At 45.6% G+C, this 12116-nt stretch carries 12 protein-coding genes and 1 tRNA gene; 7 read left to right on the plus strand and 6 right to left on the minus strand.

The window, feature by feature from the left end:
* The first annotated feature begins 6 nt into the window (after positions 1-6).
* From H6759_03735 to H6759_03750, 4 genes are all read left to right on the plus strand, one after another.
* Complete coding sequence (locus H6759_03735) at positions 7-1455, plus strand: hypothetical protein (protein USN53048.1); 1449 nt, start codon at positions 7-9, stop codon at positions 1453-1455.
* 72 nt (positions 1456-1527) lie between these two features.
* Positions 1528-2316: a cupredoxin domain-containing protein gene (locus H6759_03740; protein USN52119.1), complete on the plus strand. Its 789-nt coding sequence runs from the start codon at positions 1528-1530 to the stop codon at positions 2314-2316.
* Positions 2317-2373: 57 nt separating this feature from the next.
* A complete protein-coding gene (locus H6759_03745) occupies positions 2374-3237 on the plus strand; it encodes a transketolase (GenBank protein ID USN52120.1) in 864 nt (287 codons plus the stop codon).
* 1 nt (position 3238) lies between these two features.
* The gene (locus tag H6759_03750) at positions 3239-4216 is read left to right on the plus strand and encodes a transketolase family protein (GenBank protein ID USN52121.1); all 978 of its coding nucleotides are present in this window, start codon (positions 3239-3241) and stop codon (positions 4214-4216) included.
* A gap of 53 nt (positions 4217-4269) precedes the next feature.
* Here the strand turns inward: H6759_03750 and H6759_03755 are convergent, their stop codons facing one another.
* Positions 4270-5094 carry a C39 family peptidase gene (locus H6759_03755; protein ID USN52122.1) on the minus strand — a complete coding sequence of 275 codons (825 nt, stop codon included), beginning with the start codon at positions 5092-5094 and terminating at the stop codon, positions 4270-4272.
* A gap of 247 nt (positions 5095-5341) precedes the next feature.
* Positions 5342-5782, minus strand: a complete 441-nt coding sequence (locus tag H6759_03760; GenBank protein USN52123.1) for an NUDIX hydrolase — start codon at positions 5780-5782, stop codon at positions 5342-5344.
* Between the two features lie 78 nt (positions 5783-5860).
* Here H6759_03760 and H6759_03765 point away from each other — a divergent pair.
* The 3 genes from H6759_03765 to H6759_03775 all read left to right on the plus strand — a co-directional run bounded on the left by H6759_03765 (position 5861) and on the right by H6759_03775 (position 7317).
* Positions 5861-5937, plus strand: a tRNA-Asp gene (locus H6759_03765).
* A 73-nt stretch (positions 5938-6010) separates the two neighbouring features.
* The gene (locus H6759_03770) at positions 6011-6859 is read left to right on the plus strand and encodes a DUF4105 domain-containing protein (protein USN52124.1); all 849 of its coding nucleotides are present in this window, start codon (positions 6011-6013) and stop codon (positions 6857-6859) included.
* Between the two features lie 44 nt (positions 6860-6903).
* Positions 6904-7317 carry a histidine phosphatase family protein gene (locus H6759_03775; GenBank protein USN52125.1) on the plus strand — a complete coding sequence of 138 codons (414 nt, stop codon included), beginning with the start codon at positions 6904-6906 and terminating at the stop codon, positions 7315-7317.
* Between the two features lie 24 nt (positions 7318-7341).
* On the opposite strand, the gene pyk is transcribed toward H6759_03775, so the two are convergent.
* From pyk to ftsZ, 4 genes are read right to left on the minus strand one after another with little or no spacing between them, the layout of a single operon-like run.
* Positions 7342-8775 carry a pyruvate kinase gene (gene pyk, locus H6759_03780; protein USN52126.1) on the minus strand — a complete coding sequence of 478 codons (1434 nt, stop codon included), beginning with the start codon at positions 8773-8775 and terminating at the stop codon, positions 7342-7344.
* Between the two features lie 11 nt (positions 8776-8786).
* Entirely contained in the window at positions 8787-9980 is a 1194-nt protein-coding gene (locus H6759_03785) for a trypsin-like peptidase domain-containing protein (GenBank protein ID USN52127.1), read from the minus strand.
* Between the two features lie 15 nt (positions 9981-9995).
* A complete protein-coding gene (nrdR, locus tag H6759_03790; GenBank protein ID USN52128.1) occupies positions 9996-10481 on the minus strand; it encodes a transcriptional repressor NrdR in 486 nt (161 codons plus the stop codon).
* Between the two features lie 5 nt (positions 10482-10486).
* Positions 10487-12013, minus strand: coding sequence for a cell division protein FtsZ (ftsZ, locus tag H6759_03795; GenBank protein USN52129.1), 1527 nt, complete (start codon positions 12011-12013; stop codon positions 10487-10489).
* Positions 12014-12116: the final 103 nt, after the last annotated feature.

Here is a 12116-nt window from a genome sequence, read left to right on the forward strand (position 1 = left end):
GGGTCTATGACTATTAAGACCCTTCTATATAAAACGATCGGCCCACTTGGGGCAATCGCGCTCTTTGCTATGCCTGTTATCAGTCATGCAGAGACTGCCGTACCCACGCTTTATTCGGGGCTAACGGCTACAAATAGCCTTATTAAAGGTTCTGGTCCTGCGGTTTACTATCTTTCATCTAATGGTAAGCGCTATGTCTTTCCGAATGAAAAGACCTACCTTACTTGGTATTCTGATTTTTCTTCTGTTCAGACAATCTCTGACTCTGAACTTGCCGCAATCTCCATTGGCGGAAACGTTACCTATCGACCAGGTACGCGTTTAATTAAAATCACGACTGATCCACGCGTTTACGCTGTAGACACAAACGGTGTCCTTCGTTGGATTGGCAGCGAAGATGTTGCCAAAATTCTCTACGGAGAACAGTGGGCAAAAAATGTTGATGATTTATCAGATGCTTTTTTTGTAAACTATTCCATCGGGCTTAGCATTACGAATGCTGCTGAGTACTCCCCTGTCACCGTAACGGCAAAAGCAACAAGTATTGATACAGATAAGAATATCACTGGGCCTACGGAGCCAACAACACCAACAACTCCAACAGAGCCAACAACTCCACCCACGAGCACACCCGCAACAAATAAAGGTACGCTCTATCTGTCAAAAAACGCAGAAAAGCCCTTAGGCGTAATCAATATTCTTGCTACCGCAAATCCTGCCACAAACTTTAGCAAAGTTGATCTCTTCTTTAATGGCATATTAACTAAGACATGTGCCTACAATCCATGCTCTACTGACGAAACGCTCTTGCTAAACGCAGAGGGCACGGTTCCTGTTGTAGCGAAATTTTATTGGATGGATGCTTCAACCTATCAAACAACGTCTACCATTACCGTTATCCCTGGTGTTGCTGGCTTAACCTTATCTACAACACGTCCAGAAGTACGCCCTGACTCTTATAGAGAAGTGGTAGCACGCATTGAAAGCTCGACTATTATTGCTCGAACCATTGAAATCACTATGGATGGTGCCATTATAAAAGCCTGTGACAATGTACAAGAATGTCGATCATCCGAATTAGAAAGCTCAGCGATTGGCACCGTTCACCAGTTTAAAGCCGTCATTACTGAGCCAAGCGGACAGCGACACGAAACCGAAATAAAAACGATCGAAGTTGTAGAAAATGAAGCGCCTATTATTTATACATCCATCGGAAACCTATTACCTGTTACCGGTGAGCAAACAGAAATAAGCGCACAAGCAAGCGATGAAGATGGTATTGATAAAATGGAAATTCTTGTAAACGGTGTTGCGGTAAGAACATGCAATGCCGCGAGTTGCTCTGCAATGCTTGGACCTTGGTCAACAACGCAATCTGTATCTGTCCAAGTACGCGCAACCGACCTTCAAAACAAAAGCGGGCTTTCAGATATTTCGGTTATCAACGTTCGTTAGTTTGACGGGATGCCCACATTGTTGGCATCCTATGATCACTTATTCACTCATCTCACATAAACAACCTTCTTTATGAAGCTCATGTTCTCCCGCGCTGTCGCAACACTTGCAACAGCTTCTATGCTCGCAGCACCACTCGCTGCAGGCGCTGCTACAACAGGTGCATTTAACGCTGGTGACCTTATTAAGGCATCCGGTGCAGCTGTTTACTACTTTGCACCTAACGGTAAGCGCTATGTCTTTCCAAACGACAAGACCTACTTTACTTGGTACAAAGATTTTTCCGGTGTACGTACCATCTCTGATGGCGCACTTTCATCCATCCCACTAGGCGGCAACGTTACGTATCGCCCTGGTTACAAGATGGTAAAGATCACGACTGATCCACGTACATACGTTGTTGATCAAGGTGGTATTCTTCGCCAAATTGGTTCTGAGCAACTTGCTCAAACGCTTTACGGTCCAACATGGAACAGCCAAGTTGATGATATCCCTGATGCGTTCTTTGTAAACTATCGCTTAGGTACACAGATCCAAACCGCTTCTGATTACAACCCAGAAAACGTAAAGACACTTACCACAACCATTTCGCAAGACAAGCAATTTGATGAAACTCTCGCAACCATCACGATTGGTAGCGTATCAAATGGCTTTGTCCCAGCAACGCTTACGGTAAAGAAAGGCACGACAGTTACCTGGACAAACCGTGATATCGTCGTTCACTCTGTAGTAGGTAATGGCTTTAACTCTGGTGATGTAAAACCAGGTGACAGCTACTCGAAACAATTCAACACCGTTGGATCATTCGACTACTCAGACACTATCAACCCTGTTATGCAGGGTACGATCAACGTTCAATAAGATTTTTCTTCGCAAACCCCCGACCTCTGGTTGGGGGTTTTGTGTTACAATAGAATCATGTCTAAACGTGCGCACCTTTCTATAAGAGACTTAGAGCTCTTAGCCTACGAATTACGCCAAGATGTTATCCAGGCACTCGTAGAAGCAAAATCCGGTCACTCAGCTGGTCCGCTAGGCACTGCCGAGCTATTTGCAGCACTCTATTTTTCGGTCATGAATGTTGATCCGAAAAAACCCAATCTCCCCAACCGTGATCGCTTTGTCCTATCTAATGCCCATATCTGCCCTATTCTCTATGCGACACTCGCTCGAAAAGGCTTTTGTGATCGACAAGACTTTTTAAAAAACCTGCGCAAAATCGGTCATCCATTTCAAGGCCACTCAAATAATCACTGGAATATCGGCATCGAAACTTGCGGAGGACCGCTAGCTCAAGGCGTCTCACAAGCTGTTGGGATGGCTTTATACGCAAGACAAACAAAACAAGATTGGCGTACCTACCTTATGACTGGTGATGGCGAACTCGACGAAGGTCAGTGCTGGGAAGGCTTTATGTTTGCCGGCAAAGAACGCTTGAATAACCTTGTAGCTATCGTTGACCGTAACAATATTCAAATTGATGGCTTTACAGAAAATATCATGCCGCTCGAACCACTTGCGGATAAATTTAAAGCCTTTGGCTGGCATGTTATTTCTATCGATGGTCATAATGTTCGTGCAATTTTAGATGCGTTTCAAAAGGCCGAAGCGATTTACGAAAAACCTACCGTGATTATCGCACACACTATACCAGGTAAAGGCGTGCACTTTATGGAACGTGATTATGTTTGGCATGGCAAACCACCAAATCCAGAAGAAGCAAAACTCGCCCTAAAAGAATTACGCACACTCCAGGGGCGCATTAAATCCGAACACGAATAATATGGCATCATTATTTCTCAATCCCGATCTCTATAAAAAAGAGATTGAACAAATCCCAACCCGTAATGGTTATGGGGATGCATTACTTGCGCTAGGCAAAACAAACAAAGACGTATTTGTTTTAACGGGTGATCTCGCAGAGTCTACTCGCGTGAACCAATTTCAAAATGCTTATCCTGAACGTTTTGTAGAATGCGGTATCGCTGAACAAAATATGATGGGCATCGCTGCTGGTATGGCTCTCTCGGGCGCAACACCGTTTGTAAGTTCATATGCGGTATTTGTCCCTGGGCGCTGCTGGGATCAGCTACGCGTGTCTGTAGCCTATGCCAATGCCAATGTAAAAGTTGCTGGTGCACACTCGGGTATCTCGGTAGGACCAGATGGCGCAACGCATCAAGCGCTAGAAGATATCGCCATCACACGTGTACTCCCAGGTATGACGGTCGTTGTGCCATGCGACTACGAAGAAACCTATAAAACCACCGTCGCATTAGCAGATGTAAAAGGTCCGGCGTACTTTCGTTTTGCTCGCGAAAAAACAGCCGTTATCACCACCAAGAAAACACCTTTTGTTATTGGCAAAGCAAATGTCTTAGTACCAGGAAAAGACGTTACTATCGTCGCCTGCGGACCACTTGTGTATGAATCGCTTATGGCTGCAAAACAATTAGAAGCAAAAGGCATTTCTTGTGAGGTTATCAATTCACACACCATTAAACCGCTTGATGCGGCAACCATCGTAAAAAGCGTTAAGAAAACTGGATGCTGTGTGACTGTAGAAGAACATCAAACAACCGGCGGACTCTTTGGTGCAGTTGCTGAGGCGCTTACGCGCACTTATCCTGTTCCTATTGAACCAATCGGCATGCCAGACTCTTTTGGTGAATCCGGCGAACCGCAACAGCTCTTAAAAAAATACGGGATGACCGATAAAGATATCGTAAAAGCTGTAACAAAGGTCTTAAAAAGAAAATAAAAAGTAGCAAAAAACACTCAAGAAGAACTTGAGTGTTTTGCTATAGTGACTTGCTATAAAGGACAATTGCCTTGCGTAGGCGCAATACGGTACCAAGTCATTCCCCAGACCCAGCTTTGACCTCCGCCCATGTAGCCATAGAGTAGCTGCTGGTAACTCACGTACTGCTGGATACCATAGTATGGATCCATGACGGTGTAGGTGTATTGACCTGGTCCATGATATTGCATGCCCGTAACAAGTACGACATGCCCAGCAAACGAACTCTGGTACCCAATCTCAACCGGCCTCCTATTTGCTATCTCATTTATAAGAGCCTGCTCACTAATTGCGCTCGATATAAACTGAACATTCAAATTAAACGTCTGTTGTATAAGGTAGGTGATCTCCGACGTTTGAGCTGGAGTATTACAGGGCTGATATGAACAAGCTGCGTAATTACAACACGTATTCAGATCAGGAAAACCTGCCTTGTAGGACATTAACGTACACTGACTCGCAAAGCTATTGAAATAGCCGGCCAACATCGTCATGCACGCAGACCAACACCACTGCGTACAGGATTGTTGCATGTAGTTCGCGCCTGTAAAAAGCTCCAAGTCTGAATTCGGCGCTTGATTTTGCGCCCAACAATCAGAGACTTGGCAGTCACTGGAGCAATTTTCATTGAACTGACAGATACCGTCACCGCAATACCCCATTACTGAGGCACAGTCGCTACATGAAGCCGTTTCTGTTGCGGGATCACAATACCCATCACCGCAGTATCCTGATGGAGCGCAGTCAGTAGCGCAGGTCGCAACACGTTCACGTGAAGGGTCGCAATACCCATCACCGCAATACCCGTCACTCATACAGTCTGCGGGGCAAGTGGTCATTTCTGACCCCTGACAAATATTGTCACCACAATTCGCACTAACTCTTTCGCAGTCTATAGCGCAAATCCCTATCTCATCGGTTTGACAAATCCCGTCACCGCAGTAAGGGTCCTCATAGCAGCTCGAAATAAAAACACTCAAAAAGAGTGCCGTTACAAACGTTATTCGTCTTTCGTGACTCAGCATCGCTCTACTCCTTGAAAGTACCGAGGTAGATGCTACTAAAAACTTAGAAAAAATTCAAATACTATCGCAACCAAACCTCTCTTACGCATTCATCCATATCAGCAACAAGGGGTAGTTCTAATGCTTCTTCTGCGGTTACCCAGGCATGCGATTGGTGTTCGTTCTCATCTAAGCTTAGTTCGGGCTCTGTTTCGATATGAATACGATACATGTGATATTCAAACTGTTTTTCTTTACCATCGATCGTCACATAGCCTGCGCCTAGCTCCTCTAGATCGGCGATCTCAAAATGAAGGCCTGTCTCTTCGCGGACTTCTCGCAAGACTGCTTCAGCCGGTGACTCCCCTTCGTCAATCCCGCCTCCAGGCGCTCCCCAATGTGAGGCGAAACTCTCGTCATGCACGGCACGCTGCAAAAGCAAAAAGCGACCCTCAAACGATAAAAAACATCCCGCCACTCGAAAAGATGGGTTAAAAGCCTCAGGTTTCGTAAAAACGATCATAGATAACCTCAAAATATCATGTTTTCTCGGCTCTTGCATCCCCCTAAAAAACCTGCTATTGTGGCGCCACAAATCTATGGGTTCGTGGTGTAGCTGGTTAACACGTCTCCCTGTCACGGAGAAGACCGAGGGTTCGAGTCCCTTCGGACCCGCCATAGAAAAACATCCCCGAAAGGGGGTGTTTTTGTTTGTATTCTAAAATCGTCACTGTATGCTATGCTTTTCTCTATGATTCGAGATACATTGCGATTATATCTCTCTCGCCTCTTTGTCCTTCTTGGAGTGTTCTTTGCGGTATTTCTTCTTTGGCAGACAACAAAGCAAGTGCCTACAACAGGAGACTGGCAATCGCCGTTTACGCGACTTTCAACCGCAGAGTTTAATGATGATCTTGTTACAGTAAAAAATGTTCGTAACTTTCGTTATAATGGCTCAGAGACAGAAGACAGCATCATCCCAAACTACTACGACAAAACGTATGACCTTACGAAGCTTACCAAGGTTTGGTATGTCAGCGAGCCCTTTAAAAACAATAATCTTGCAGCGCACACCTTTTTATCTTTCGAGTTTTCTAATGGTGATTTTTTAAGTATTACCATCGAAGCACGCAAATTAAAGGGTCAAAAATATAGCTTAGCAAAAGGAGCGATCCGTACATATCCTTTGATCTACATAGCTGCTGACGAAAGAGACGCGTTTCTTGTACGTACAAATACCAGAAAGGGTGAGCTTTATCTCTATCCTGTACGCACCGAGAAAGGACGTGAGCTTTTCGTAAGTTTATTGGAAGAAATGAATAGTCTTGCCATAAAACCTCAGTGGTACAATACCATCACAGATAATTGCACATCCCGAATTGCAGAACATGTGAACCGAGTCACAAATGGGCGTATCCCCAATCAACCTTGGCAAGGGTTTGTCACCGGTTATGCGGATGTTTTCGCTCTAGAACACGGTTTGCTCGATACCGATCTCACCATCGAAAAGGCTCGTGAAAAATACTCCATTACCAAACACTCGCAAGAGATTGGTGACGTTGAAGATTATTCTCAAAAAATAAGACAATTTGAAGAATAATACCTTGTGTACGCTATCCTATTCTTTCATGCTAGCCTTTATTTATGTTGATTCTTATCCGACACGGTTCTTACTCTATCCGTGATGGCTCGCTAGATGAGCTTGGGATTGCGCAGGCAAAAGCCATCGGTGATTACCTATCAGGGCAGGTGAAGCCTACGGTCATCTTTCACTCCCCTGCCCAACGAACAACCGAGATGGCGCGCATTATTGCCGATCGACTCCATGTACAAACCGAAGTCGATTTAAGCTTAGCCGAAACAAGCAATCCGCTAAGTTATGGTCCACCGTTTTTAGATAATACCTATACGATCGCCGTCACACATTTGCCGACCATAAGAAATATCTTTCGTCTTTGGGCAATACATTGGAATATCGTCCCGCCTGTAGAAATACCCATCGCAAGCGTCTTTCTCATAGACCGCACTACGCAATCAATACAAAAACTCTCCGACTAACGGAGAGTTTTTAGTTGCATGGTTTTATACGGTACGCAGCTCAATCATATTGATGCTACCTGATGCCATACTTGGGTCACCTGCGACAACGATGATCATGTCTCCCTTTGCCACAAGCTTTGCTTTTACCAAGATATTCATAGACTCGTCGACAAGCTCACGGTAATCACCATCATGATCGACGTGGAAGGCCTGTACACCCCACGAAAGCCCCAGTTGTCGTATAACGCGCTCAGAAGGCGTGACAGCGTAAATAGGGAGTTGTGGACGGTACCTGCTAACAAAGCGTGCCGATGCACCCGATCTCGTTGCCACAACGATAGCTCGTGCATTTGTTGTGCGAGCAAGAACGGATGCCATATTTGTCATAGCTTCTTGAGCATTGTCCGCAATCTCGATTGTTGCTGGCATATCGTCCATGGTTGATTCTTCGACTTCGTGAATGGTTGCTGCCATAGCACGCACTGACTCAGCAGGATAACTCCCCGAAGCGGTTTCGCCCGACAACATCGTGGCGTCCGTATGACTCACAACAGCGTTGGCGATATCCGAAACTTCTGCGCGTGTTGCACGCGGATTACGAATCATCGAGTCGAGCATTTGCGTTGCTACGATCACCGGCTTACCAACTTCTAAACAGCGTTCGATAAGCTGCTTTTGGATAAATGGGACCTTTTCTGCCGGCATCTCAATACCAAGATCTCCACGTGCCACCATCACACCGTCGGCGGCCTCGATGATTTCATCCATCGCCCGCACAGCTTCTGGTTTTTCGATTTTGACAATGATTTTTGTAGGAACATCATTTATGATATTGTGCTTTTTTTCTGCCGCTTCAATGAGCGTTCTTAACTCACGTACATCCTCTGCTTTACGCACAAATGAAAGCGCAAAAAAATCGACATTTTGTTGAACGCCAAACTCGACGTCTTCACGATCCTTGTCTGGAATGGCGGAAATTTTTGTTTCTGTTTCTGGAAGGTTAAGACCTTTGCTGGATTTTAGAAGTCCACCAACAATCACTGTGCAATGCACATGAATACCTTCTACCTTTGTTACTTGTACTTCGAGTAACCCATCATCCAATAAAAGACGCTGGCCAGGTTTTACGTCCTCATGCAAGTTTGGATAGGTAACAGGGATAAGCTTGGTTGCGTCTACAGATGTTGCTTCTGAGGTAAAGATCACTTCGTTACCAGCAACAAGTTCGATACCGTCACCGATCTTACCAACACGAATTTTAGGACCCTGTAGATCCGCTAAAAGCGCAAGCGGTTTACCTGTTGCTTTTGATACTTCGCGAATAAGTCCAATGAGCTTGGCGTGATCCTCGTGTGTGCCGTGTGAAAAATTTAAACGACAAACATCCATGCCTTCGGTTACGAGCTTGGTGAGCATTTCTGCTGTATGACTGGATGGACCGATGGTGCAAACAATTTTTGTGCGCTTTTGTGCCATAGTGGGCTATTTTACCTTATTTCTTTACGTTCTTCAAGGGTCATCTTTAACTCTTTTTCTTCTCCAGCACGGAATATTTTAAGCGTGATCTCATCTCCTGGCGAAAATCTTGCGACTTGCGAACTTAGAGGATGTTTAATGTCTAGTCTCTTTCCATTCAATTCAAGTAAGAGATCGTTTTCTTTTAAGCCCGCCTTATCTGCTGGTGACCCTGGGATAATAGCTAGGTCACCTCGTATCTGACCGCGTTGTACCAAGGCTCCGTAGGTATACGGTAATGCGTTTCGTTTTGCGTAGTCTGCATCCACTTGAATATACCGAACGCCGATCCAAGGTCTGATAATACGACCATACTTACGCATACTATCAACGGCGCGCTGTATAGCATTTGATGGCAAGGCGAAACCTAAAGACTGAGCTCCGTCAGTAACGGCGGTATTTACACCAATTACGCGTCCCTGCAAATCAATAAGCGGACCACCCGAATTACCAGGGTTGATAGCCGCATCCGTTTGGATCGCCTCTTCGATAAGCTCCTCACCTGCGCTACCACTTGCCTCTAAACGGCGGTCGAGACCTGAAACAATCCCCTTTGTTACTGTATTCTGAAACTCTGCCAAGGCATTGCCGATAGCAATGACGGTTTGACCAATACGAATTTGATCACTATCCCCTAACTCAATAGCAGGAAAATTTGACCCTTCAATTTTTAAAAAACCGAGGTCAAGCACTGGATCGATCCCAGCTACGGTTGCCTCATACTCTGTGCCGTCCTGGGTCACAACGACGTACGAAGCCTCTGTATCATCAATCACATGACGGTTGGTCACAATAAGGCCATCACCTGATACAAAAAATCCAGAACCACCACCAATACGTAATAGCTCATCATCTCCACCATTGTCTAAGACAAAATCATCTGTATAAAAATCATTGGCTTTACGCGTATCTTTTAGCGATTTTGAAATATCGATCGAGACAACTGATGGCGAAACCTTCGCAACAAGCTCGGCAACAATATCGTCTTGTTCAATAACGGTTGCAGAACCGACACCGTACCCTCCTTTTGTAAGAGTAAACGCTGGGGTTTCTTGCGTATTCCATGATGACAACAATCTGGGCTGCAACGCCACAATCGTAGCGCCGCTTGCGCCTCCGATGATACTTGCCCCCAAAAGCGAGGCGACGAGATATTTTGTTTTCATAGTGTAATAGGTTCGTTATTTTTTTGAGGTGCGTTTTTTACGTTGCATTGCTGCTTCTGTTAAACGGTCTAATGTATCTTGAAACGTTTTTACGTCTTCAAATTGTCGATACACTGAGGCAAAACGGATAAAAGCAACTTTATCAAAACCTTGCATGTGTTTCATGACAATTTCGCCAATATCTGAGCTACGTATTTCGTGACCGTCTACACGTAAAATATCACGTTCTATGTCATGAACGAGCGAACGAAAAGCACTTTCGATATACGGACGTTTTTCTAATGCACGCTTAAGTCCACGGACCAGCTTTTCGCGTGAGTATGGCTCTTGTACGCCGTCACGCTTAACGACAGCAACGGTAAGTAATTCGATTTCTTCGCCTGTGGTAAAGCGATAGCTACATTCATCGCATTGTCGACGACGTCGAATAGACGTCCCATCTTGCGAAAGACGTGTATCGATCACGCGCGTATCGGCATGATTGCATACCGGACAATGCATGGATCTTACATCATCTTTTTACGGATGAAGGCAGGGATTTCTAGCTCGTCTTCTTCGGAGGTAGGCGTTGGAGATTTTTTTGGTGCTGCTGGTGTCTGAGAAAAGCCCGTTGGTGACTGACGAGGATTCATTGGAGCGTAGGTTGGCTGAGCAACATGCGGCTGTCTTGGCGCAGGAGATGGTGCTGGCTTTGCTACTGGCTCTATTGGTGGAAGCTCTTCTTCGTATTCTTCTTCGTCTTCTTCAAGATCCTCTTGTTGACCGTGCTGTTGCGTAAGGCCACCTAAAACCTGTCTAAAGAATCCTCCACGTGACTCTTGTTGTGGTGGCATCTGTGGTCTTGGCTGAGCAATTGGAGCACGCTCAAGCGGAGCTACAGGCTCTTGTGGCATTGGTTGCGCTGCTGGCGCTTGGGACATTGAACGCGGCGAGTAGTGTTGTTGCGGCGCCTGTGTTGGGGCTGGTGTCGGAGCAGCTGCAGGCGCAGAATTCATCGCTGACTGTTGAGCCGGCGTCTGAGGAGGAACCTGTTGCGGAATAGGTGCCGAAACTTTTGATCCTTTGCTTGAAATCGGCAAGCCTTTTTCGAAGCCCGTTGCGACGACGGTAATTTTGACCTCGTCCTTCATGCCTTCGTCCACGGTTGTACCAAAAATAATACGCGCCTGTGGATCTGCGGATTGTGTGATGATTTTCGCCGCCTCTGAAACTTCGTACATTCCGAGATTTGAGCCACCCGTAATTACAAAGAGAATGGCTTTTGCTCCATCAATAGAAACTTCAAGCAATGGTGAGGCGATCGCTGCTTTTGCCGCATCTCCCGCACGATTATCACCATGACCACGACCAATACCCATTAAGGCGCTACCACGATTTGCCATAACCGAACGTACATCGGCAAAATCCACGTTAATCAAACCAGGTACGGTAATAAGTTCTGAAATACCCTGAACACCCTGTCTTAATACATCATCAACCGTTTCGAAAGCTTCGATAAGTGAAGTGCGACGATCAATAATTTGTAAAATACGATCATTGGGGATTGTGATGATTGTATCTACATTGGCTGCAAGTTTTTCGTAGGCTTGATCTGCAATCGTACGACGTTGTGCTCCTTCAAAAGCAAAAGGTTTTGTGACAACAGCGACCGTAAGTGCGCCCAATTCTTTTGCAACTTGTGCGATATAAGGACTAGCACCAGAACCAGTACCACCACCTAGACCACAGGTAATAAAGACCATGTCTGCGCCTTTGAGCGCTTCGCGAATTTCGTTTTGGCTTTCTTCGGCAGCTTTAAAACCCATTTCTGGATCCATACCTGCACCAAGACCACGCGTGACTGTTTTGCCCACGTGGATTTTGTGTTGTGCCATGGAGTGATGCAAAGCTTGCACATCCGTATTCATCGCAATAAATTCAACGCCGCGGATTTTAGACGCGACCATACGATTAATCGAAGATCCGCCGGAACCTCCGACGCCAACGACTTTGATTTTGGCAAAGGTTTCAATTTCAGGTTTGACTTCGGCCATAGATTGAGTACATCAGAGGTTCAAAAAGAGTGATAACTAAGAGAAAAATCGTTCCTACCTATTACGTTACGCACCGGGGTGGATCGGGTCAAGACGGATCCGT

Source organism: Candidatus Nomurabacteria bacterium, assembly GCA_023898425.1.
Classification (GTDB): Bacteria; Patescibacteriota; Patescibacteriia; order 2-12-FULL-60-25; family 2-12-FULL-60-25; genus HK-STAS-PATE-2.